At 30.7% G+C, this 25,025-nt stretch carries 22 protein-coding genes; 3 read left to right on the top strand and 19 right to left on the bottom strand.

Going from position 1 to position 25,025, the window contains the following annotated elements:
• Positions 1–11 precede the first annotated feature (11 nt).
• From cimA to CLCHR_RS00440, 6 genes are all read right to left on the bottom strand, one after another.
• On the bottom strand, positions 12–1,607 hold the full coding sequence (gene cimA / locus CLCHR_RS00465) for a citramalate synthase (protein WP_079437690.1): 1,596 nt from the start codon (positions 1,605–1,607) through the stop codon (positions 12–14).
• Between the two features lie 73 nt (positions 1,608–1,680).
• Complete coding sequence (gene ilvN, locus CLCHR_RS00460; protein ID WP_079437689.1) at positions 1,681–2,190, bottom strand: acetolactate synthase small subunit; 510 nt, start codon at positions 2,188–2,190, stop codon at positions 1,681–1,683.
• Between the two features lie 548 nt (positions 2,191–2,738).
• Positions 2,739–3,164 (bottom strand): hypothetical protein, encoded by a 426-nt coding sequence (locus CLCHR_RS00455; protein ID WP_079437688.1) that lies wholly within the window; start codon positions 3,162–3,164, stop codon positions 2,739–2,741.
• Between the two features lie 152 nt (positions 3,165–3,316).
• A complete protein-coding gene (locus CLCHR_RS00450; protein ID WP_079437687.1) occupies positions 3,317–4,015 on the bottom strand; it encodes a GDSL-type esterase/lipase family protein in 699 nt (232 codons plus the stop codon).
• A 285-nt stretch (positions 4,016–4,300) separates the two neighbouring features.
• Complete coding sequence (gene glmM, locus CLCHR_RS00445) at positions 4,301–5,647, bottom strand: phosphoglucosamine mutase (RefSeq protein WP_079437686.1); 1,347 nt, start codon at positions 5,645–5,647, stop codon at positions 4,301–4,303.
• 212 nt (positions 5,648–5,859) lie between these two features.
• Positions 5,860–6,168, bottom strand: a complete 309-nt coding sequence (locus CLCHR_RS00440; RefSeq protein WP_079437685.1) for a YerC/YecD family TrpR-related protein — start codon at positions 6,166–6,168, stop codon at positions 5,860–5,862.
• A 236-nt stretch (positions 6,169–6,404) separates the two neighbouring features.
• Between CLCHR_RS00440 and CLCHR_RS00435 the strand changes: the two genes are divergently transcribed.
• A complete protein-coding gene (locus CLCHR_RS00435; protein ID WP_079437684.1) occupies positions 6,405–7,892 on the top strand; it encodes an MBOAT family O-acyltransferase in 1,488 nt (495 codons plus the stop codon).
• A 10-nt stretch (positions 7,893–7,902) separates the two neighbouring features.
• A complete protein-coding gene (locus CLCHR_RS00430) occupies positions 7,903–8,871 on the top strand; it encodes a hypothetical protein (protein ID WP_079437683.1) in 969 nt (322 codons plus the stop codon).
• Between the two features lie 128 nt (positions 8,872–8,999).
• Here the strand turns inward: CLCHR_RS00430 and CLCHR_RS00425 are convergent, their stop codons facing one another.
• The 9 genes from CLCHR_RS00425 to cdaA form a co-directional block, all read right to left on the bottom strand.
• Positions 9,000–9,836 carry an AIM24 family protein gene (locus tag CLCHR_RS00425; RefSeq protein ID WP_079437682.1) on the bottom strand — a complete coding sequence of 279 codons (837 nt, stop codon included), beginning with the start codon at positions 9,834–9,836 and terminating at the stop codon, positions 9,000–9,002.
• A 42-nt stretch (positions 9,837–9,878) separates the two neighbouring features.
• On the bottom strand, positions 9,879–10,700 hold the full coding sequence (folK, locus tag CLCHR_RS00420; RefSeq protein ID WP_079437681.1) for a 2-amino-4-hydroxy-6-hydroxymethyldihydropteridine diphosphokinase: 822 nt from the start codon (positions 10,698–10,700) through the stop codon (positions 9,879–9,881).
• A gap of 12 nt (positions 10,701–10,712) precedes the next feature.
• Entirely contained in the window at positions 10,713–11,522 is an 810-nt protein-coding gene (gene folP, locus CLCHR_RS00415) for a dihydropteroate synthase (protein WP_079437680.1), read from the bottom strand.
• A gap of 17 nt (positions 11,523–11,539) precedes the next feature.
• Positions 11,540–12,013, bottom strand: coding sequence for an HD domain-containing protein (locus tag CLCHR_RS00410; protein WP_079437679.1), 474 nt, complete (start codon positions 12,011–12,013; stop codon positions 11,540–11,542).
• Positions 12,014–12,277: 264 nt separating this feature from the next.
• Positions 12,278–13,345 (bottom strand): butyrate kinase, encoded by a 1,068-nt coding sequence (buk, locus tag CLCHR_RS00405; protein ID WP_079437678.1) that lies wholly within the window; start codon positions 13,343–13,345, stop codon positions 12,278–12,280.
• 145 nt (positions 13,346–13,490) lie between these two features.
• Positions 13,491–14,399 carry a phosphate butyryltransferase gene (gene ptb / locus CLCHR_RS00400; protein ID WP_079437677.1) on the bottom strand — a complete coding sequence of 303 codons (909 nt, stop codon included), beginning with the start codon at positions 14,397–14,399 and terminating at the stop codon, positions 13,491–13,493.
• Between the two features lie 265 nt (positions 14,400–14,664).
• Positions 14,665–16,266, bottom strand: coding sequence for an NAD(P)/FAD-dependent oxidoreductase (locus CLCHR_RS00395; protein ID WP_079437676.1), 1,602 nt, complete (start codon positions 16,264–16,266; stop codon positions 14,665–14,667).
• A gap of 168 nt (positions 16,267–16,434) precedes the next feature.
• Complete coding sequence (locus CLCHR_RS00390; RefSeq protein ID WP_079437675.1) at positions 16,435–17,655, bottom strand: CdaR family protein; 1,221 nt, start codon at positions 17,653–17,655, stop codon at positions 16,435–16,437.
• Positions 17,628–18,461 carry a diadenylate cyclase CdaA gene (cdaA, locus tag CLCHR_RS00385; RefSeq protein ID WP_423236622.1) on the bottom strand — a complete coding sequence of 278 codons (834 nt, stop codon included), beginning with the start codon at positions 18,459–18,461 and terminating at the stop codon, positions 17,628–17,630. The genes CLCHR_RS00390 and cdaA overlap by 28 nt, the downstream gene beginning before the upstream one ends.
• A 260-nt stretch (positions 18,462–18,721) precedes the next feature.
• Between cdaA and CLCHR_RS00380 the strand changes: the two genes are divergently transcribed.
• Positions 18,722–19,324: a cell wall hydrolase gene (locus CLCHR_RS00380; protein ID WP_079437673.1), complete on the top strand. Its 603-nt coding sequence runs from the start codon at positions 18,722–18,724 to the stop codon at positions 19,322–19,324.
• 62 nt (positions 19,325–19,386) lie between these two features.
• On the opposite strand, the gene iadA is transcribed toward CLCHR_RS00380, so the two are convergent.
• The 4 genes from iadA to CLCHR_RS00360 all read right to left on the bottom strand — a co-directional run bounded on the left by iadA (position 19,387) and on the right by CLCHR_RS00360 (position 25,021).
• Positions 19,387–20,562, bottom strand: a complete 1,176-nt coding sequence (gene iadA / locus CLCHR_RS00375) for a beta-aspartyl-peptidase (protein WP_079437672.1) — start codon at positions 20,560–20,562, stop codon at positions 19,387–19,389.
• Between the two features lie 157 nt (positions 20,563–20,719).
• Positions 20,720–21,991 (bottom strand): hypothetical protein, encoded by a 1,272-nt coding sequence (locus tag CLCHR_RS00370; protein ID WP_079437671.1) that lies wholly within the window; start codon positions 21,989–21,991, stop codon positions 20,720–20,722.
• A gap of 149 nt (positions 21,992–22,140) precedes the next feature.
• The gene (ptsP, locus tag CLCHR_RS00365) at positions 22,141–23,760 is read right to left on the bottom strand and encodes a phosphoenolpyruvate--protein phosphotransferase (RefSeq protein WP_079437670.1); all 1,620 of its coding nucleotides are present in this window, start codon (positions 23,758–23,760) and stop codon (positions 22,141–22,143) included.
• Between the two features lie 226 nt (positions 23,761–23,986).
• The gene (locus CLCHR_RS00360) at positions 23,987–25,021 is read right to left on the bottom strand and encodes a ribonucleotide-diphosphate reductase subunit beta (protein ID WP_079437669.1); all 1,035 of its coding nucleotides are present in this window, start codon (positions 25,019–25,021) and stop codon (positions 23,987–23,989) included.
• Positions 25,022–25,025 lie beyond the last annotated feature (4 nt).

Here is a 25,025-nt window from a genome sequence, read left to right as displayed (position 1 = left end):
TAATCATCTCCTTAAAAATATGCTTTTACTTTTCTCTCAATATCTTTGATTAGTTTATATTCTATTGAATCTACAAGAGCTATCCAACTAGCTTGGATTACGTCTCGAGACACCCCAACAGTACTCCAGCTTTCAACTCCATCTGTTGATTCAATTAAAACTCTTACCTTTGCTTCTGTTGCATTTTCTGAGTCCAGGACTCTAACCTTATAATCCACAAGTCGTGCTTGTTTTAGTTCTGGATAAAAAACCTCGAGAGCTTTTCTAATTGCCCTATCCAGTGCATTTACAGGACCTTCACCCTCTGCTGCTGTCATTTCGTTCTTACCATCAACAGTGATGTTTATTACTGCTGTTGACGAAAATTCTTCTAAGCCATAAGGTTGCTCTCCGATAATTTTAAAATGATTTAATTTAAAGAACGGTTTATATTTTCCAATTATCTTTCTTATAACCAGTTCGACTGTTCCTTCTGCCCCTTCAAATTGGTAGCCTTCATATTCTAATTCTTTTAATCTATCCGTAATCTTTTGAACTGAATTATCATCCTTAGATATATTAGGAAATACTTTTTTTATCTCTTGCAAAATTGTGCTTTTCCCACTAACTTCTGAGACCAAGAATCTCCTCTTATTTCCAACCAATTCTGGTTCTATATGTTCATAGGATTTCGGTGCCTTAGTCACCGCATCAATGTGCATTCCACCTTTATGAGCAAATGCCGAATTTCCTACAAACGGATTTTCATCTGCTAAAGTCATATTACAAATTTCTGCTATATATCTAGATGTTTTTGTTAGATTTGTTAGCTCAATATTATTTAATATCTCATATCCAAGCTTCAATTTTAATATAGGTATTATTACACTTAAATTAGCATTCCCACATCTTTCACCTATACCAATAAAAGTTCCTTGAACTTGTGCTGCCCCTGCTTGAACTGCCATAATTGAATTTGCAACAGCCATTCCCATATCATCATGGCTGTGAATTCCTACATCTATAGATACTTGTGTTTTTACAGTTCTGGTTATATCATATATCTCTTGAGGTAGTGTCCCTCCATTAGTATCACATAATACAATTACTTGAGCACCAGCTTCCTCGGCTGCTCTTAAAGTCGCCATTGCATACTCTTTATTCGCTTTATAACCATCATAAAAGTGTTCTGCGTCAAAAATTACTTCTCTTTCGTTCTTACACAAGTATTCAATTGTATCTTTAATCATATTAAGATTTTCATCTAAAGAAGTTTTTATAATATCTGTCACCTGAAAATCCCATGACTTTCCGAATATAACAATTGTACTTGCTTCAGATGATAACAAATCCTTCAAATTCTTATCGCCTTCTACATTAATCTTAGATTTTCTTGTTGAGCCAAACGCTACAACACTAGAATTTTCAAGGTGCACATCCTTAAGCCTTTTGAAGAATTCCATATCCTTTGGATTTGATCCCGGATTACCAGCTTCTATATAATCAACTTGCATCTCATCCAATGCCTTTACAATCTTTATTTTATCTTCTAGCGAAAATGAAATTCCTTGACCTTGGGCTCCATCTCTTAGAGTAGAATCAAATATTTTCACCTGATTCTGAGCCATATATCATTATCCCCCTTTTTATTTTTTTACTTATTGCTATTACTCAATTGCCATTATCTTTATTTATTATTCCTTAATAACTTTCAATAGAATTTTTTATTGTTTTTTCCCCTCTTTGCAACGCTGTTACTCCAGTTCTAACCAACTCTTCTATTCCATATTCCTCCATCAAGTTAATTAATGCAGATACTTTATTTTCATCCCCGGTTAATTCTATCGTTAATGTATCAGTAGATAAATCAATTATCTTACTTCTAAAGATTTTTACTGTCTCATTTATGGCTGCTCTATTTTCTGCATCAGCCCTTACTTTAATTAAAACTAATTCTCTGTATACAGATTCATTAGGCTTAAAGTCAATAACCCTTATCACGTCTTCTAATTTATTCAATTGTTTCTTCACTTGTTCTAATACATTTTCATCACCCATAAGTGTAATTGTCATTCTCGAAATTGAAGGATCCTCAGTTCTACCAACAGTTAAACTATCAATGTTATATCCTCTTCTCGAAAACAATCCACTAACTCTACTTAAAACACCAGATGAATTCTTAACTAAAGCAGATAATACATGCTTCTCCATTGTCTTCCCCCCTTAAAAATGGTTAAAAAAATCCACCCTTAATGATATGAATCATAAGAAGTGGGATAATATTCCGCCTTATATAATATCACTAGGTTCTAACAAACCCTTGCATATAACGGATGCACACCGGATATCTTTTACTCAAGAAACTTCTTTCTCTTTCTGGATTCTGCTCAGGAGCGATAATTCTAAAGCTAAAGTATCGATTCACACCATCCATCGACTCTCTGCAACTTGTCTGCTAAACAATTGTCTCCATCTCAGCATTTAATAACTAAAGGACCTATTAAATTTTCCTGTTAGAGTAGATTTTACTCTTCGTTTTTGCTATTGTCAACATGTTCATAATATATTTTTCATTATTGTTTTTTTATCCTTAAATCTCACAGGCAAATTGATTATTTATTATTTAATCACTAATTATTTTACCAATTTAATAATTAATTAATATTTTATTTAACTATATGAATTGTTTAGTTATCATTAATTGATAATTTAAACATGCCTATTTTTAGAACACTTTTGTAAATACTTGCATTTATTATCTAAAACTTTCCAACATGAGTTCCAAAATCCTCCATATACTCAACCTCTTGAATATTAGCAAGAACTGTATCTAAACTATAATCATATATATTGAAATTTATTTTTGCTTCACACAATTTAGAGATTATTTCTTCCTTATCATCCTCAAAAATTAATTCTTTATCGATTTCTTTAATAAATGCCCCTGTTTTATATATCTCGCATTTAGCTCCTTCTTCTGCACCTAGTTGCGTAAATACATTATATCTATATTCATCTCCTCCAATTTCTGTTGCATCGTTATAACCATCTTTATGAAAAACATTATCTAGTCTTCTTTCATAATAGTTATTTATGTATGCCTTGGCTCCCTCTATATCATTAAATCCCTTGCAGTTTCCACTTGGAAATACTAATAAGTACTCATTATAAGGCTCTTTTTTCATATAAATTACCTCCTCTTTCATACATATAATTTGTATATTAATCTATTTTATTTATCCCCTTATTAAGCACTTGTTATACACGAGAGATTTAATTCAATTATTTGATAATTTCTTTTAAAGTTGGTATTATAATATTATTTTCTTATGGCTTATTATAATATAATATCATTTTCTAATAATGTATTTCTTAAGACCTCTATCATTATGTTGTATCCTTTAGTATTAGGATGCAGTCCTTCCGCTGTAAGTCCATCTTTAACATAAGTTTGTCCATTTTCCACAAAAGCTGAGTAGTAATTCACATATATTAATTCTTCCTTATTGGAAACTGCCTTTAATTTTTTATTAACTCCTAAAACATAACTATTTCTTTCTTTGTTTTTATTTGTAAATTCCATATTTGTGGGCAGTATAGAGCAGAGGATTAAATTAATATTATTCTCTTTTGCCTTTTTAATCATTTCATAAATATTGCAGTAAGCTCGTGAAATCACATCCTCTATATCTATTCCTTTTTTCTGAGTCCATGGATCATCTTCTAAATCCCACGCATCATTAATACCAATCATAAGTATACAATGTTTTGGCTTTAGCTGAACCACATCCGCATCAAATCTTTTTAAAACAAACTCTGTTGTGTCCCCTCCTATTCCTCTATTTATAACCATTTTATTACTTCCACCTAAGTATGCATTTATCTCCCAAAAATCAGTTATAGAATCTCCAATAAACACGAAATCTACTTTGACATCGTTTTCTACTATAACAGCATTTTTAAAGTTAAATTCTCCTCTTTTAGTATCTGCAGCAACTTGCTTTGAAAAAAGCCCCGGATCTATTATTTTTCTCATATTAATCCTCCTTTGAATTAAAAACGATTATTTTAGGTTCATCTAGCATATGAAAACACTTATAATTTAAACATTATAAGTGTTCATTACCTGCCAAAATGAAATATTTAGCAGGTAATTCTCTAGAAAAAGTATCAATTATTAATATCTACAATAATTATATAATTATATTTCATAATAGAAAACTATGTAACCTTACATATTTTCTCCTAATTATCAGTGAATAATTACAAAGAGGAATCCTTCTTTATAGGAAGGATTCCTCTCTTATTAATATATAATAAACTAATTATATTTCTTTTCAATTAAATTAGCTAAATTATGCGCCATTTTATCTATTTCCGTTTGATCTTCCCCTTCTAGCATTACTCTAACTAGTGGTTCTGTTCCGGATGGTCTTATAAGCACTCTTCCAACACCATTTAATGCGTCTTCAATTTTCTTAATTTCTTCTTGTATTTCAGCATCAGTTAAATATAAATCTTTCTTATCATTAGGAATTGTTGCATTAGCTAATACTTGTGGCAATTCCTTCATTACAGTACATAATTCTGATAGCGGTGTTTCTTTTTTCTTAACTATATTTGCAATTTGAAGCGCAGTAACTAAGCCATCTCCAGTTGAATTATAATCTAAAAATATTACGTGACCAGATTGCTCCCCACCAAGAACATACTTCTCTTTAACCATTTCTTCTAAAACATATCTATCGCCAACACTAGTTTTAACAAGATTTATTCCTTCTCTTTTACTAGCAATATCTAATCCAAGATTACTCATTACAGTTACAACTAAAGTATCATCTTTTAACTTTCCAAGCTCTTTTAAGTACTTAGCACATAACATTAATATAAAATCACCATTTATTAGATTACCTTTTTCATCCACAGCTAAGCATCTATCAGCATCGCCATCAAAGGCAAATCCTAAGTCGCATCCCTTTCTTACAACGTACTCCATTAACTCTTCAGGATGTGTTGACCCACAATTTTCATTAATATTTGTTCCATCTGGATTATCATTAATTACAAATACATCAGCACCTAATTCTCTAAACGCCTTTACTGATGACTTATAAGCAGCTCCGTTTGCACAATCTAAAGCTACTTTTAACCCTTTTAGGTTATAAGGTATTGTACTTTTTGCGAATTCTATATACTCATCTAAAGCAGATATTTCAATTGTTTCTCTTCCTAAATCTGTACCTATTGGGCTTGGTACGCCCTCAAAATTACTTTCAATAACTCTTTGGATGTCATCTTCTAACTCATCAGAAAGCTTGTATCCTTTATCATTAAAGAACTTTATACCATTATATTCTACTGGATTATGTGACGCAGAAATCATAACACCTGCATCAGCTCCATATTTCCTTGTTAAATATGCAACTGCTGGTGTTGGCACCACTCCAAGAACTACTGCCTCAGCTCCAACTGATAATATTCCTGCTATTAATGCCGATTCCAACATATCCCCAGATATTCTTGTATCCTTTGCAACCAATATCTTAGGCTTATGAGCACCTTCTGTCAATATATATGCTCCAGCTCTACCAAGGTTATACGCAGTCATCGCTGTTAATTCAGCATTTGCAACTCCTCTAACGCCATCAGTTCCAAACATTCTACCCATAATTTTACCTCACTTTTTTATTCATTATAGCCACTTATTACTATAATATTTTTGATAATGATAAAAGCTACTACTTTTTATGACTTTAGTCTATTTATCACCTTAAATAGTATAATATTTTTAATTGCTATTTACAATCTTCTGTATTATTAAATTTTAACATTTAACAATGATTATTTATTGTATAATATGTAAAAGTAATCCTCAACATATTAATCAATATCTTCCTCTTTCAATCTTTCTAAAACTAAATTATAACCGTCACTTCCATAATTTAAACATCTATTTACTCTACTTATAGTCGCAGTGCTTGCACCCGTAATCTCTGCTATCTCTGAATAAGTCTTTTTATATTTAAGAAGCTTTGCTACATGTAGTCTCTGGGCTAATGATTTAACCTCATTTATAGTTGCAACATCTTCAAAAAACATATAACATTCATCTATATCTTTAAGTTCCAAAATTGCTTTAAAAAACAAGTCTAATTCTTTACTCTTAATCTTTGACTCTAAAGAACTCACTTTATCACCTCATTGCATAATCGTTTCTATTTAATTATACCCATCCAAAGTCTCCTTTACAACTTTAATATGCGAAAGCATTAATTCTATTTGTTTATTTGTAAAAAATATCACTTTTTGCCATTACTTTGTTTATCATTTGTCATTATTGGGAATAATTGTATTGATAAAAATAAAAAACAACCGTTATCATATAATACATAGTTTTGTATTTATAATTCACAAGGAGGAACAATATGTCTTTTAATTCCATACACTTTTTTATATTTTTCCCAGTGGTTGTTCTTACTTACTTTATTATTCCTAGAAAAACAAGATGGATATGGTTACTACTTTCTAGTTATTACTTTTATATGTCATGGAATCCAAAATACTCAATTTTATTAGCTTTCTCTACCATGGTCACATATTTAAGCGGATTACTGATTGATAGTAGTAATTCAATAAAAGATAAGCAGGTCTCAAAACAACTAAAGAATTTTTGGCTATTTCTAAGCTTCATAATAAATTTGGGAATATTATTTTTCTTTAAATATTATAATTTTTTCTCTGGCTTAATAATTACAACTAGCAGCTTTTATAAAGTTAATTTCAGTCCACCTATATTTGATATACTTTTACCAATTGGTATATCCTTTTATACATTTCAGGCTTTAAGTTATACTGTAGATGTATATAGGGGTGACATACCTTGCGAAAGAAACTTAGGTAAATATGCTCTTTTTGTTTCATTCTTTCCTCAATTAGTCGCTGGACCTATAGAAAAATCTAAGGATTTACTTCACCAATTTAATCAAACATACAACTTTGATCACGAAAGGGTTAAAAATAGTTTAATCAGAATGTTATGGGGATTTTTTAAGAAAATATTTGTTGCTGATAGATTAGCTATATTAGTTAACACTGTATATAATTCTCCAAATGATTACTTCGGCTTTCAAATTATCATAGCTACAATATTCTACGCCTTCCAGATATATTCTGACTTTTCTGCTTATTCAGATATAGCTATAGGTGCTGCTAATGTTATGGGTTTTAACCTTACAACTAATTTTAGGCAACCTTATTTTTCAAAATCCATTAAGGAATTTTGGAAGAGATGGCATATTACCTTAGGTGATTGGTTTAGAGATTATTTGTATATACCTTTAGGTGGTAATAGAAAAGGGAAAGTTAGAACATACATAAATATTGTTATTGTCTTTTTAATTAGCGGATTATGGCATGGAGCATCAATTACATTCATAATATGGGGATTACTTCATGGAATCTATCAAGTCGTTGGTAATTTGATTATGCCGGTAAAAAACTATGTAATAAAAAAGTTTAATATAAGAACCGATGTTTTTAGCTATAAGTTATTGCAAGTAATTATCACATTTATTTTGGTAGACTTTGCATGGATGTTTTTCAGGGCAAATTCATTTATCGATATAAAAATACTGCTTAATAATTTATTTGTATTTAATCCTTGGATCCTTGCAGACGGTTCATTATATGATCTAGGACTTAATTCAAAAGAATTCTTTATGAGTATAATAGGTATTGTAATTATATTAATTGTTAACATTTTAGAAACAAGATCAAACATAATAAATATGTTATCTGCTCAAAATTTGTTGTTTAGATGGACTGTTTACGTAACTACAGTATTGGCAATAGTTGTATTCGGGGTATATGGATTCCAATATAGTGAGCAACAATTTATCTATTTTCAATTCTAGGAGTGTAGCTATGATTAAAAATTTCTTACTAAAGTCAATTATACTATTATCTATTATTCTCATTTCATTACATTGGCTTAGTTCTATCCTAGTTCGACCTGGTCACGCCGCAAAGTTATATCAAGGCTGGTATGATAAATCTCATCAATATGATGTTCTATTGCTTGGTTCTAGCCATATGAACGGCATGATTGATCCACAGGTTCTATTTAATAATTATGGTATAACCAGTTTTAACTATGGTACCGGAGGTCAACCTATAGATGTTACATACTATTTACTTAAAGAAGCATTAAAAACTCACCCCGAGACAAAAATTGTAGTTTTGGATATATATTACTTAGGCCTAACTAATGAATATGGCGAGGAAGGATATATAAGAAATGTTCTTGATAACATGAGATTATCAGAAAATAAGATAGATGCAATAATGGATTGTACCCCTAGAGAACAAAGACTATATTATTTATTTCCAATTCTAAAATATAAAAATAGATGGGCCAGCTTAACTCAATCAGATTTTAATGTTAATCTATATGCTAATCAGGAAGCCGCTGGCTTCGAGGCTGGAGATAATAAGTATGGAAAAGATATAGCTTCAGAACAATATAGCGATGAAATTGGAGAAATACCTCACAAAACTTTAGAATATTTATATAAATTTATGGAGTTGTCCAAAGAAAGAGGTTTTCAATTAGTATTAATAAATGCACCTTATGATTATAGTAGCAATGATGATAACTTCTGGTATAAAGATGATGCATCCATGTACAATAAGGTATCTGTAATAGCAAAAAATAATAATATCCCATTCATAAATTATTCTGATAAAAATAAAATGAAACAGATAAAATTTAATTTTAAAGAAGATATGAATAATCCTGGTCATACTAATATTTATGGTGCAAATAAAGTTAGCATAGACTTAGCAAATTTTCTAAATAATCATTATAAATTGGTCGATCATAGGACCAAATAGATTACACCAAGTATTTCATATATGTGAATTATGTCTATAAAATAATCAGCCTATTTATAAGACTTCTTTTATAAATAGGCTGATTTACATTATAATAACGTTTGAAACTTACAAACGTTACGTTTAGACTAATCATCTTCCTCATCAACTTGATATTTTATTGCTCTTAATCTGTTAGTTTCATTTATACACAAATCTTTGTATATATATCTAGTTGGCATAAGCCAAACCTCTCCTGTTCCTCTATACACATTAACTATTCCCTCGCCACTTACAGCTGTTCCAATAATAGATTTAGATGATTTCTCCACTGAAAATTCAATATTTCCTGTTCTTAAAATAGCTAAATTTCCATCAACCTTTAAGGTATCATTTATTAATATGCATTTAAATATTTCAGTCTCTGGAACTGGGATTTTGAGGACAACAATACCACTACCGTCTAATCTGGTTTGGTATAGTCCTTCGTTACCTAAAAGAGCAGATGATACATTCTTCTGCATCGCGGCACTTACCTCTATCCCTTCTTCACATGCATAAAACATATTATCACTTATTATAATTTCATCATCTTCTAACTCTATTAATGCAAAATGTCCAAAAGAAGGTTCTAGAAATATCTCGCCTGTTCCGCTATACGTAGGTCTAACTACAGTTTCTCCAGTTAATTTACTTGATATTATCTTTTTACCAAACCCTAATAATCCGCCTTGTTTACTTCTTACCTCTATAGTTCCTTTCATATAGCTTAGTGAACCTGGCTCAAGCCTCACTGAGCTATCTTCTAGTATTATTCTTATCTGCTTTAATTTTATTCCACTTTCTTTCATTATATTAAGCCCTAAAGCAGATTGAACATCAGTGGCTCCATCCAAATTTTCGTACTGCAATATTTGAAATTTAGATTCACACTCCATTTCAGATAACATGCTTAATTTATTAGTAAATTTTAATGAACTTCTCATAAACCCCTCCATACCTTAACTATAAGCTATTTCTATTATTGACTAATTATCTGTATTTAATTCTTCCAATAATGTAAATATCCTCTTATTAAGTACAGGATGCATCAAATATGGTGCTATCTCATTTAAAGGCCTCAATACGAACTCTCTTTCATGCATTCTTGGATGTGGCAAAATTACTTTTTCATTAGAAGAAATTATTTCATCATACATAATAATATCTAAGTCAATCGTTCTAGGCCCCCACTTTATGACTCTTTCTCTATTTAATTCTTCCTCGAATTTAAGTAACAAGTCCATAAGTTCATCTGCTTCTAATATTGTATCTATTTCTATAACTGCGTTCAGAAAATCTTCTTGATCTAAATATCCCCATGGTTTTGTAATAATAAATGATGATTTTTTCCTTAAATTAATATTATTTTCACTTGATATTTTTTCTATTGCTTCTTCTAGATACTTTTCTTTATCTCCGACATTTGAGCCTAAGCCTATATATGCCCTATGTCTCCTTCTCTCAACCATTATCTCCACTGTATCTAGATGCTTTTTAATAGGCGCCCAAGGCTTTTTCAAGAAAACCTTGGCCCCACTAATTACGTTATACTCATTAAGAATAAAGTCTGCCAAATTTAAAGCTACTGTTTCTATAAGGTCATAATTTTCCCTGATAAATTCCGCCTCAATTTTCTCGCACAATTCACCATAGTGAACTGACTTAGTCAAATCCCCAGTCCTACCGGCAGTTTTTAAATCTAAATCCAATTCAAAGGACAAGATGAATTTTTGACCCAATTTTTTCTCCGCTTCAAATACTCCATGAAAACCAAACAACTCTAAATCTCTTATATACATTTTATCCAAAATTCATCCATCCTATCTTCTTACAATTACATCAGTCATTTTTGCCGCTCTAAAATTTTCAAGTACATCATGGACTCTTACAAAGTCACAAGCATCTTTCATTATACCGATAACGGTTGTGGCCACTGTACCTTCTACTCTTTCTTCCACTGGTAAATCTAAAGTTAATCCTATCATTGATTTTCTCGATGTTCCAAGCAATATAGGATATCCTAACTTCTTAAGTTTCTCTAGATTATTCATAGTTTCTAAATTCTGCTCATAAGTTTTTCCAAAGCCTATGCCTGGGTCTAAAATAATATTTTCATCTTTTACTCCAGCATCCTTAGCGATTTTTATACTCTCTTTCAAATCCTCCAATATTTCTTCCATTAAGTTTTTATAATCTGTATTATCTCTGTTATGCATTAAACAACATGGTACATTATATTTTGCTGCTACTTTTGCAATGTCCCTTTCCATTTTAAATCCCCAGATATCATTAATAAGGTTTGCACCTGCCTCTAAGGCCTTTTCTGCTACCTTTGCTTTATATGTATCTATAGATATAGGAATATCAAACTTTTCTCTTACAGCCCTTATTATAGGAATAACCCTACATATCTCCTCTTCCTCATCTACTGGAGCATGATTAGGTCTTGTAGATTCCCCGCCAATATCTATTATGTCTGCTCCATCTTCTATCATCTTTTTAACGTGAGCTATAGCTATCTCCATATCATTAAATTTTCCTCCATCTGAAAAAGAGTCTGGCGTAAAATTTAATATTCCCATAATATATGTTCTTTCTCCTATTTTAAATTCCTTACTTCCTATTTTCATTATATGTAAAACTCCTCTTAATAGTATATTTTAAAATTTTTCTTTTCATCGCTCCAGTTGCATTCATCTGCAGACTTACAGGTTAAGCATAATCTTGAAAGTTTATCTGCTCTATATATTAACAACGAAAATCCCTCACTCTTTTTGTTTCTATGGCCCAATATTCCTTGTTTTATAAGCTCGGCTTCTTCTTCATAAAATTTATAATCCTCTAAAATATCTTTTGCAATCTCCCATGAAGCTATTTCATGAGGTGTTCCATTTTCATATTGAAAAGATTTGCCTATATCATGCAAAATTGAAGTTACATATATAATCTCCTTCTTGAATCCCAAAGCTTCTTCTAAGTTTATTAATTGGGCTATTCTAGCTACATCTAAGAAATGCTTTAAGTTATGTTTACAAAACTTTCTGCCCTTCTCAAATTTTTTATTTCTTTTTAAATAGTACATATATCTTTCATCATTTAAAATACAATTTAGTCTATCCATAATATACCCCGACTTTTATTAATATTCACTACTCATGGTGGATCATCAAGATTACTTATTATTATATCATTTGCATACATTTTGATCATATTATCAACATGATTATACTAATCATTTATTTCAAAATAAGTATTCCTATATTATTTACTATTTTAATACCCTTTTAATTAAATGCAAGATATAATTTCAATTTTTTCAATCATGTTCAAAATAAAAATAACACTTAGAAATAATTAAAATATAATTTCTAAGTGTTATTTTATATTAATAAACTTTAGCTTGTTCTTCTCCGTCAAGTACTCTTATAGCACCTTGGGCTAAAGCAAGTAATTCATCTTCTCCTGGGTAAACTGTAACTGGGGCAATCCATTCAACTTTTGATTTAAGGTCAGGAACAAGAATTGGTGAGTATGCAATACCTCCAGTAAAAATAATTTGGTCAACTTTACCTTCTAATACAACTGACATCTCTCCAATTGCTTTTGAAATTTGATAAACAAACGCTTTATATATTGATTCGCATTCTTTATCTCCTTCTTGCATTTTGTCAATAACAACTCTTGCATCATTTGTATTTAGGTATCCAACAAATCCACCTTTTCCTACAACCTTGCCATATACTTCTGCTTCGCTATATTTTCCACTAAAACACATTTTAATTAAGTCACCAATTGGAACTGATCCAGCTCTTTCTGGTGAGAATGGGCCATCTCCATCTAAAGCATTGTTTACATCAATAACTCTTCCATGATTGTGAGCTCCAACTGAAACTCCTCCACCCATATGTACAACTACAAGGTTTAGATTTTCATATCCTTGTCCACTTTCTTTGCCATATCTCTTAGCTACTGCTTTTTGATTTAAAGCATGAAACTTACTTTTTCTTGGTAGTTCTGGTACCCCTGATAATCTAGCTACATCAGCTAACTCATCTGTGACAACTGGGTCCACTATAAATGATGGAATATTTTGCTCATCCCCAATTGATTTAGCAATTATTCCGCCAAGATTAGAAGCATGTGGTCCTTGGACTCCAACTTTTAAATCTTCCACCATCTCGTCATTTACTGCATATGTTCCACCTTCAACAGGTTTAAGCATTCCACCTCTACCAACAACAGCACTTAGAGTAGTTATATCAAAATTCTTTTCTTTAAGAACATTTAATATAACATCCTTTCTAAATCCGAATTGATCATATATTGTATCATATCTTTTTATCTCTTCATTTGTGTGTCTTAAAGTTTCTTCAAATAGTTCCTTTTCATCTTCATAAACACCAATTTTTGTTGATGTTGATCCTGGATTAATTATTAATAGCTTATATGACATTCTGAATCCCCCTTAAATTTAATGCATAATATACAGTTAACAATGCACAATTTACGGAAAAAATTCTTATAGAATCTTAAAAGTGTGTTGCAAATTCCATACAAATCTCTCCTTAATTATGCATTGATAATTACGGATAGATTTATTACTTATTTTTTGCTGCAACTAATGCTGCAAGAGCAATTGAATTAACCTTTGTTTCAAATGAATCTGCTCTTGATGTTAGTATTACTGGTGCCGATGTACCAACTAAAAGGCCACCATTTCTTGATTTTGAGAAATATGTTAATGTTTTATACATAACATTTGCCGCTTCTATATTTGGAAGTAGCAACACATCCGCTTTACCAGCTACTGGACCTGAAACGCCTTTATGATGAGCTGCTTCTTCTGATATCGCATTGTCAAGTGCAAAAGGTCCATCAATTATACAGCCTTTTATTTGTCCTCTATCACTCATTTTAGCTAATAGCGCTGCATCAACAGTTGATTGCATGCTTGCATTAACAACTTCAACTGGGCATATAGGTGCTACTTTTGGAACATCTATTCCGCATGCATGAGCAACAACTACTGCATTATTTATCATTCCGACTTTATCTTTAAATTCTGGATATGTGTTAAATGCTGCATCTGTTAAAAATAATAACTTATCCCAGCCCTCTATATCAAACACCGCAACATGTGACATTAGCTTTCCTGTTCTTAATCCTACTTCTTTGTTTAATACACTTCTTAAGAATGTAGCAGTATCTACTAATCCTTTCATTAACATATCTGCATGACCACTTGAAACTAACTTTACTGCTTCTAAAGTAGCCTTCTTTGGATCTTTTATATCCATTATTTCATAATCTGATAAATCTAAGTCAATCTTTTTCGCTATTTCATGTATTTGATGTTTGTCTCCAACTAATATTGCTTGAGCTATGCCTTTTTCTGTAGCTTCCTTTATTGCTTCTAGCACTGGTTCATCTTGCGCTACTGCTACTGCTACTTTTTTTGTTGGAACTTCCTTTAGTCTTGATAATAAATCATCGAAGTTTTTACTCATTTTCTGCACCTCTTACCTTAATATTTTTAGCTTTATTTTATAATTAATTTAATTATTTGTTAAAATTATGTCAATCTAATTTAATAACTATTCCTTCTATATCTTATTGTAACAAAAAATTACTGGAAATGTTGAATTTTCAGAATATTAACTTTATTATTTAACAAAAATTTAATCTCTAATACACTAAACTCTGTATTAAAATTCCCTATATATCTATTTTCTATTATAGATTATTAAAAACCATCATATATAATTTCTAGTATTATTCGGGTAAATCAAATTTTTCAATTATATGCTCTGCTACCTTTATCCCATCAACTGCTGCTGATATTATTCCTCCTGCGAATCCTGCACCCTCACCTGTCGGATATAGTCCACATACATTCACACTTTCTAGCGTAGCATTCCTATTAATTCTAACTGGTGCGGATGTTCTTGTTTCAATCCCTATTAAAACTGCATCGTCCATTGCATATCCCTTTATCTTTTTATCAAAATTTATTATTCCCTCTTTAAGTGCTTCAATAACGTACTCAGGTAAACATTTCTTTAATTCTTTAAACTCATATCCTGCGGTGTAACTTGGTGTAACACGCCCTAATTTAGTTGATATTCTATCTTTCATAAAATCTCCAACCAGCTGAACTGGTGCTTTATAATTGCCTCCTCCAAGCTTAAATGCTAAGCTTTCATAATATCTTTGAAATTCCATACCACGAAGTGGAGAATTTCCTTCAAAATCCTCCGGTGAAACAGTTACTACTAATGCCGAGTTAGCATTTTCTAAATCTCTAGCATGATAACTCATCCCATTAGACACGAGTCTCCCATCTTCTGAAGCTGCTGCAACCACTATCCCTCCAGGACACATACAAAATGAATATATTCCTCTTTTTAATCTTTCACATTGATAAGTCAATCTATAGTCTGCAGCATGCAATTTAGGATGTTTATGATTATCCCCATATTGACTAATATTTATCAATTCTTGTGGATGTTCTATTCTCACCCCTATAGCAAAGGCTTTTGCATCCATAGAAACTTGTTCTCTATGTAACATTTCATATGTATCTCTTGAACTATGCCCTATGGCAAGAACTAATGCTTCACATGACATTTCCTGACCGTTAACAATTATTCTACTTAACTTACCATTTTCATATGATATTTTTTCTAGCTTAGAGCTAAAATTAACTTCCCCTCCAAGACGTATTATTTCTTCTCGTATATTTTTAACTACGCCCTTCAAAAGATCTGTTCCTACATGAGCTTTACTTTCATATTTTATTTCTGATGGCGCACCAGCATTAATTAATTCTTCTAATACAAATGTACATCTATGATCCTTAATTCTTGTAGTCAATTTACCATCTGAAAATGTTCCTGCTCCACCTTCACCAAATTGAACATTTGATTCAAGATTTAGCTCTCCAGTATTCCAAAACTTTTCTACGGATTTTGTTCTTTGTTCAACATCTTCCCCTCGTTCATATACTATCGGTTTATAGCCATGTCTTGCTAAAGTTAATGCCGCAAAAATTCCAGCTGGTCCAAATCCAATTACTACTGGGCGAGATTTAAGTTCTTGTGTTCCCTGCTTTATAGATTCTACTTCCTTAATTTCTTCTAATCTAATATCCTTATCATGTATTCTAGATAATATCTTTTTCTCGTTATCGCAAATTACATCAACAGAATAACTAATTTTTATATCATTCTTTTTCCTTGCATCTAGGCTTCTTTTTATTATAATGACTTCATTAATATGCTCATTCAAAATATTTAACTTTTTACATATCCTCTTTTCTAAATCATCTATATCATCATCTAAGCCTAATGTTATATTATTTATTCTTATAGCCACAGTCTTTTCACCATATCCTTTCAAACTAAAATGACAGTTTTCTTAATTACTATTGTTTAAAAATCATGCTTAACTTAGTATACCCTACAAAGTATTAATTCAAACTACTCTAATTTAAACAAATTATATCATAAAAAGTCACAGTATTAATAATACTGTGACTTTTTATCAAGCTTTCTTTTTAACTACTACACTAACACTTCCAATACTTGATATTGCCGCATTATTCCCATCAACAAGCGTTGCTTTGGGCGTATACTCAAAAGTTCCCTCTTCTTTAATATTTGATAAATCCAATATTACATTTATATTCTGAGCTGTTACTTTATCCAGTTCGGTTTGTATCCCTGTTACTGACACATTAGTTGTCAAATTTGAATTTTCTAATATCAGATTTTCACTTAAATTCTTAATTTGAACATTACATACTATATTCTTAGTTACACTTTCTTCTTTCTTAACTTTAAACTTCACATTAATAATACCTTCCCCATCTTGTACTAAAATGCCCTCTGGTAAATTAAGTTTAACGTTCATTTGGCTATCTGATTGCAGTGACGACATGTCCACCGACTCAGTATCTATTGATGATATTTTATCTAAATTTTGACTATTACCTAATATATTTACACTACTTTTACTTAGTTCATATCCATCTAAGACAAATCCTTGTGGTATAGTACCATTTGTCTTAAGGTTTATAGGCACTACTTTTCCATTTGTTACTACAATAGATAGCTTAGCCGTTTTAATATCAGATTCAACATCATTAACCTCATTTCCAAATGAATCTACGAATTTTATGCTATAATCACTTTGTTTATTGTTATCCACATCTCTTTCATCTCCAGTTAGAATTGCATCACTAATCCTCTCAATCACGCTTTTACCACCTGTGACTTTTACTGTCTTCGGACTTATAGTTTGTTCCTTCTCATAGATGTGTTCCTTATAGTTAACCTTAACTTTTGATTTTATTGTAACTTCTTTTTGTACCAATTCCTCCAAATTTACCTTTATTCCTAGGAATCCATTGTTCTTAATATTAATATTCTGTGGATAGCTTATTATTTGAACTGGTATTGTATTTTCTCCGCCTTTCAATGCATAAGCCGACATATCAGCTGCAATCTTAAAATCTTCTTTCCTAATCTTTATCACTTCGCTAGATGGTCCTTCTAATTTTAAGTCTACTGTAAATTGCTGCTTATTCATAATTGCAAATTTTGAATCAATTAGAGAGTTCTCATTAATTAATTCAACTGGAATATTTTTCAGTTCATAGGTTCTAAGAGGATTCTCAACGTTTGATATATATAACCATAAACAAAATGATAACAATATACAGATAATCTTAACAATTAACGTTCTGTTTTCACTTTTATCCATGACCTCACCTTCTCTCCCGCTGTTTTAACTTTCTTCTCATTTCTATTTTCTATAATTTTAGTTATTACACTTTTTAATCTTTCCTTATCGTATCCCCTAGTTATCCTGCCATTTATAGCCAATGATACAACACCAGTTTCTTCTGATACAATTATAACTAATGCATCTGACACTTCTGATAAGCCCAGTGCTGCCCTATGTCTAGTTCCTAGCTTTTTATTAATTGCAGTATTACTAGTTAGTGGAAGGACGCAACCTGATGCTAAAATTCTATTATTTCTTATTATAGTTGCACCATCATGAAGCGGAGTGTTCACAACAAATATATTTTCTAAAAGATTTGAGGTTACATTTGCATCTAACAATGTTCCTGCACCAATCAATTCATTAAGACCTGTACTTTGCTCTATTACAATTAATGCTCCAGTTTTGCTTTCAGCTAAATTCTGTATAGCAACTGAAATCTCGTTTATCATTGCATTCAAGTCTTCTTTATTATAAAAATAATGCTTATCATCAAAAGCACTTCTTCCTAAGTGTTCTAATGCTCTTCTAATTTCTGGTTGAAAAATAATAATTACAGATAATACCCCGATAGTTAATGTTTTATTTAATATAAAATATAACATATCCAATTTTAATAAATAGCTTATTGGAATAAGCGCTATAATTAGCAATATTCCCTTTAATAACTGTTCTGCCCTTGTTTCTTTTATTAGCGTATAGCACTTGTAAAATATATAAGATACCACTAGTATATCCAACACACTCCAAAGTGACATATTAGAAAAGCTTTTTTCTAGCATAGATAAAAGTTCCTGCAAATTTCTCACCTCTCTTCATTCTTAATTAAAATTATACAACAAATAGTATACGCATAGATATAAAGAGAATTATAATTTTCTTACTTTTTAATTATTTTTATAATAATTTTTTATTAACAGTAAATAGTTCCAATTTGAGCCATTATAAAATTCTATAAAATGATTATAAAAATAAATAGTGCATATAATTACTTTCTTTGGCAATAATATTATTTGTTGCACTATACCTAAGGAGGTTTTTTATGAAAAAGAAATGTAGTATTTTTGTAACTGCTTTAATACTATATCTTTCCGTTATTAATGTAAATCCAACTTTTGCCGTAGTTTTGGGCGAAACTAGTAGTGGAACTAATAATATTTCCATAAACCAAAAAACTGTGAAAGATAATTTAAATACTAATATAAATTCACAATCTAATGAAAAACATAAGGATGTTTTAGAAGTTTTTAATCATAATACTCAACAATTATATATAACGGGTGAAGATATAGAATTAATGGCAAAGCTTGTTTCTGCCGAAAGTGCTGGTGAACCATATGCTGGAAAGGTGGCAGTAGCTTCTGTTGTACTAAATCGTACTACTGATCCACATTTTCCAAACACTATTAAGGATGTCATTTTTCAAAAAAATGCCTTTTCTTGTGTTAAAAATGGTAAAATAAATGCTAATGCAAATCAAGATTGCTATAATGCAGTATACGACGCGATCAGAGGTACTGATCCAACAAATGATGCCTTATTCTTCTACAATCCAGCCATAGCAACGTGTAGCTGGATGAAAGAAACTCAAAAAATTAATCAAACAACTATAGGACATCATACCTTTTTCAAAACAAAAGCTTAAATATTGATGTAAAAACAGGGGGAAGCTACTTTAGATTAACATAGCTTACCCCTTTCTTATTTTCACTCCTCAAAAAAGCCTTTTGCGATAACTTCTCCATTCTCCATCATTTTTTTTCCATTTGCCAGAACCATTTGTATATCTAAGTTTTTTTCATCCACCATTACTAAATCTGCATCTTTTCCACTCTCAATATACCCTTTATTTTTAAGTTTCATAATTTTTGCAACATTCGATGTTACTACCTTAATCGCATCATCGATTGGAACATTTCGTTCAGTAATTGCATATTTAATTTCTTTATATAATGTTGATACCGAACATATTTCATATCCTGCTAATTTTCCATCTTTATCGAACTTCTCCATGCTCCCATTTCCGTCTGAAGTAAAAGTTATATGTTCTATAGGTAGTTTTTCATTCAAATATTTTTTTAAACCATCACCAGCTCTAAGTTCACCTTCTGCTAAATTATCTAAATCACAGCTTGTGGTTAAATCAATAAATCCACCTTTTTTAACATATTCTAAGCCACTTTCAAAAAGTTCTCCATTTCTATTAATATGTGTTGGCAACAATTGAGTTGCAGGAATTTCTGTTTTATCTATTAATTCAAATAAATAATTTAACTTTCTATCTCCTTCACCTAAATGTATATTAACAATTCCACTCTTATTTGATAACAACCCTCCAACTCTACTTTCGGCTACTGCTTTTGCAAATACATCAAAAGTTGGTTGAGAGCTTCTATGGTCTGAAATAGCTATTTCTCCAATTCCAATTATTTCTTCAACCAGCATCAAATCATTTTTAATTGAATCTGTTACTGTTTGGACTGGCAATTCATAAGAACCAGTTAAACAGTATGCAGACATACCATCTTGTTTTAGTGCCTTTGCCTTGGCTATCAATGCCTTCATACTTCTACATATCCCATCTGTGCCTATGCATCCAATAACTGTAGTTATCCCAGCTTTCACTAAGCTAGATAATGGCATTTCTGGCGTTCTTGTATTATATCCGCCTTCACCTCCAGCACCTATAATGTGAACATGGCCATCTATGAATCCTGGAAATAGTAATTTATTTTTACCATCAATAATCTCAATATCAAGTAACTCATTTTCAATATTAAGATCGTCATATATACCTTCTATCTTTCCACCAGATATCATAACATCCTTTATTCCAAGATGCTTAGGTGCATACACATTACATCCTTTAATTATTGAGATCATATTCTCACCTATCCTTCTTCTAAATATATACTAGTTAACAATCACGTTTATCCTAATGTGTTTATTGTATAATTATCTTTTCCTAATACATATGTTAATATGACATCAATTTATTAATTAATTATTAGTGGAATAATTTTCAAGATAAAACACCATTTTATTCATTAGCTATTCCTTTAATAGTATCATTTGCATAAATCGAATCTGGATAGTTATTAATTATTATCTTTGCATAATTTATACTCTTCTGCTTATCTACCAAATTGGTTAATAATGTCAAATCATATAAAGCCTCTTGTGTATACACACCTTTAGGGTACAGCTTATAATACTCCTCATATTCGCCTATTGCGTCAGAACTATCAGGTAACTTAGAAGCACTACTCGCTCTGTAGAATAATATGTGCTCTTTTAAACTATTTCCTTCACAATATATATATGCTTTATCTAAGGAAATTTTTGCCTCAGAATAATTATTTTCATTGAAACTCCTTAGTCCATTTTCATAAAACTGTGATACACCTTGGTTTTTCATCAAATCAATAGACTTTTCATATACTTCAAAATCTTCATTGCTTATGCTTTCCTGCTTAACATCCTTTAGTTGTTCGAACAGGCCAACTAAATCATTATTATCTATTAATAATTTAGCCTTATCTTTATTAAAACCATTCTTTTGGGTATTATTTTTTGCTTCTTGTGATACTTCTAAATCAGACTGTGTACTACCTTTGACTTCTGATTCCTTAACTTCCTCATTCACGTCACCTTCATTCTTTTTGACCTCTTCAGCAATATTATTCGAATCCACATTTTTGTATTTTGATATAACTGTGTATCCCCCAATTACAATAGCAACGACGGTGATTAAAATTGTAATTCCCAATAATACGCCTTTTGAAGAATTTTCACCGTCTATATATATTCCACTCTCTTCTAATTCCTTTTGGAGGTTTCTTGCCGTGATTGCACCTTTATCTATCCTTAAAGCTTTATCTACATATTCTTTTGCTTTATAAAAATCACCCTTTTTTTGATAACACATAGCAATTCCAGTATTTACTTTAATTGCATTAAAATCGCTTTCTACACATCTCATAAACAACTCCAGCGCTTTATCAACTTTTAATTGTTTTAATTCCTGCTCTCCTCGTTTATATAACTCTAACCTCTTCTCATCAGCAACTGCATCCTTTATGTAGTTCCTTGCAACATTATCATTATTTAAATCTCTATTCATATTCCAAATAGTAATTGCTTCATTCAACTCTCCTTTTTGATACAATAAAAGTCCTTTAAAGTTCAATACACTTGAATTATTTAACCCCTCTAATAATATATCTTCACATATATTCAAGGCTTTATTTATTTTTCCTTTCTCACAGTAATTCATAGCCTTATCATAAGCTCTTCTAGCCTTTTTATCCATAAAATTCCCCTTAATTATCCTTAATACAAGATATTTTATTATTTTATAATATATTATAGCGTATTTAATTATCATAATTAAATATAAAAATTAAAGCTACCTCACTTAATATTGAGATAGCCTTAATTATATAAACGATATATTCTATATTATTCTTGCTCTAACATTATCTTCTTAGCATTTAAGATTGATGTTGCACTCATTGAGAACTCATCTAATCCATATTCAACCAATGTTGCGATAGCTGCTTCATCTCCAGCCATTTCTCCGCACATTCCAACCCATTTACCGTGCTTATGAGCTCCATCTATAGTCATCTTTATTAATCTAAGTACTGCTGGATGCATTGGATTATAAAGATATGAAACTTTTTCGCTCATTCTATCAGCCGCTAAAGTATATTGAATTAAATCATTTGTTCCAATTGAGAAGAAGTCTACATGCTTAGCTAATTCATCAGCATAAACAGCTGCTGCAGGGATTTCAACCATTATACCCCATTGAATCTTTTCTGAATATTCTTTTCCTTCAGCCTTTAATTCCGCCTTACATTCTTCAACAACTTCTTTTGCTTGCTCAAATTCTTCTAATCCAGAAATCATTGGGAACATAACTGCAAGATTTCCGTATATAGAAGCTCTAAGTAATGCTCTTAACTGAACTTTAAATATGTCTTTTCTATCTAAGCAAAGTCTTATTGCTCTATATCCTAAGAATGGATTCATTTCTTCTGGTAATGGTAAGTATGGAAGTGTTTTATCTCCACCGATATCTAGTGTTCTTATTACAACTTGCTTACCTTCCATTTTTTCAAGAACGAATTTATATGATTCATATTGTTCGTCTTCTGTTGGAGCACTATCTCTATCCATGTATAGGAATTCTGTTCTGAATAATCCTACACCATCTCCACCATTTGCTAAAACACCAAGAACATCTTCTGGCTGACCGATGTTTCCACAAACTTCAATTCTTCTACCTGATTTAGTTGTTGTTTTAACATCTATTAATTTCTTTAATTCTTCTTGTTCTGCTTGGAATTTTTCTTTTTTAGCTTTGTATTCTGCTATAACTTCTTCTGAAGGATTTATAATTACATCCCCAGTTAATCCATCAACAATAACTGCATCTCCTGTCTTAACACATTCAGTTATATCACCTAATCCAAGTACAGCTGGAATTTCTAAAGTTCTAGCCATTATTGCTGCATGTGAAGTTCTTCCACCAATGTTTGTAATAAATCCTACAACTTTACTTCTATCTAATCCTGCTGTATCAGATGGAGTTAAGTCATGAGCTACTACTATTGTATTATTTTCAGTTATTGCAAAAGAGTCTCCACCCTTACCTGCAAAATTTGATATTATTCTCTTAGATACATCTTTAATATCTGCAGCTCTTTCTCTCATATATTCATCATCCATAGATTCAAATATTGCAACAAAAGTACTTGTCACACTTTCAATTGCCTTTAATCCATTAACGCTATTATTCTCAATTTCCATCATCATAGCTCCAGTAAATTCTGGGTCATCTAATAATGTTATATGTGCTTCAAAAACAGCTGCTTTTTCTGCACCCATTTCTTTTTCTGCTTTTGCTTTAATGATTTCTAATTGTGCTTTAGAATCATCTAATGCTTTTTGCATCTTTTCTTTTTCTGCACCTATATCTGCAATTTTAGTATCATTTATAACGATTTCTTCGTTTTCTTGTAAAAATACCTTACCTATTGCATAACCCTTAGAAGCCGCAATACCTTTTTTCATAATTTGGAACTCCTCCTTGATTGTAAATTTTGTTATAAAATATTAATTTTTACATTTTTGTATATTGCAAGTCTTATTTTAAGTATAAACCCTTTCTATTATAACATAATTCACAAAAAAATTAACTTAATTTAACCGTTTTTTTATGATTTTTTACTAAAAAGTCATACACAATATAGTTTTTATCCATTTTTTTCTATTATTTAATCATTTTAATAAGTCTAATTTACAAATCATCAACTAAAGTTGTGGATTTTGCATAGGCTGTAGACCTTGCTTCAAAGAAATCTGTCTTTACCGAGTTAGCATTTGATTGAATATCTACCCATAAAGCTGGATTTTCATTATGTTCACTAAAAAGTGGTTCTAGGCCTATCTCTTTTAATCTCTTATTTCCTAGATATTTTATATAATCTTCTATTAATTGTTTATTTATTCCTTGTATCTTATCCCCAATAACATAACGTCCCCATAAAATTTCTTGCTCTACACCAGTTTTCATCATTTCCGACAATTCTTTCTTTACCTCTCTTGTAAATAGTTCAGGATTTTCATTTTGTAATTCTCTTATGATATTCCTGAATAACCAAAGATGAGTATTTTCATCTCTGTTTATATACCTAATTTCTTGAGCTGATCCCGGCATCTTGCCGTTTCTCTCTAAATTATAAAAAAACATAAAGCCAGAATAGAAATAAATTCCCTCTAGTATATAATTAGCCATAATAGTTTTTAGTAAAGTATGCTTGGTAGGATTATTTATAAATTCGTTGTATAGATCCCCTATAAATTTATTTCTATTTAATAGTATTTCATCATCTTTCCATTGATAAAGTATTTCATTTCGCTTCTCAGGTGAGCATATGCTGTCAAGCATATAACTATAACTTTGAGAGTGTACAGCTTCTTGGAAACTTTGAATTGTCAAACAAAGATTAATTTCACTTGCTGTTATATAATTATTTATATTGCTTAAATTAGCTGTTTGAATAGAATCCAAAAATATTAAAAATGATAATATTTTATCATATGCTATTCTTTCTTCATCTAATAAATTTTGATAATCCTTTAAATCTTGTGAAAGATTAATTTCTTCTGGTATCCAAAAGTTATTCATACTTTGTCTATACCAATCTGAAACCCAATTATATTTCATATTATTAAAATCATTTAAATTCGTTGTATTACCGTTTATAAGTCTCTTCTTACTAATCTCTCTATCTCCGAATTCATTAAAAAGAGGTTTTTTGTTTATACTCATACTG

It is taken from the genome of Clostridium chromiireducens, from assembly GCF_002029255.1.
Lineage (GTDB): Bacteria > Bacillota > Clostridia > Clostridiales > Clostridiaceae > Clostridium > Clostridium chromiireducens.
The sequence above is the reverse complement of the archived record's forward strand: the minus strand, read 5'-3'. Positions and strand labels throughout refer to the sequence as shown.